The organism is Pseudoalteromonas sp. SIMBA_162, from assembly GCF_046535955.1.
Taxonomy (GTDB): Bacteria; Pseudomonadota; Gammaproteobacteria; order Enterobacterales; family Alteromonadaceae; genus Pseudoalteromonas; species Pseudoalteromonas marina.
This window is the reverse complement of sequence record NZ_JAWJBQ010000395.1, coordinates 1-273: the sequence shown is the minus strand read 5'-3', so window position 1 is coordinate 273 and position 273 is coordinate 1. Positions and strand designations below refer to the sequence as shown.

Genomic DNA, 273 nt, shown 5'->3' with positions numbered 1-273 from the left:
ATCGCCGAGGTGAGTCGGCGGCTCGAGATCAGTCGGCCGCAGTTCAATCGATATCTGAGCGGTCAGTACCGGCCCGCCGCGCATACGCTGCGGCGGATCTGCGAGTTCTTCGGGGTGGAGGAGCACGAGATCCTGCTGCCCAATCGTCAGTTCCAGCGTCTGGTGCAGGTGCGCCCCAAGCCGCGCGAGAGTCACGCCACGCGTGTGGAGAGCGAGCCGCTGGCGCAGCTGAGACGCTCGGGCGCCTCCGAGCTGAGCCGCTATGTGGGCCAC

At 67.4% G+C, this 273-nt stretch carries 1 protein-coding gene; it reads left to right on the top strand.

Annotation, left to right across the window (positions count from 1 at the left end; all coding sequences use genetic code 11):
- Positions 1-273, top strand: a 273-nt coding sequence (locus R0J88_RS20190) for a helix-turn-helix domain-containing protein (protein ID WP_410900905.1), incomplete at both ends; no start/stop codon positions are given.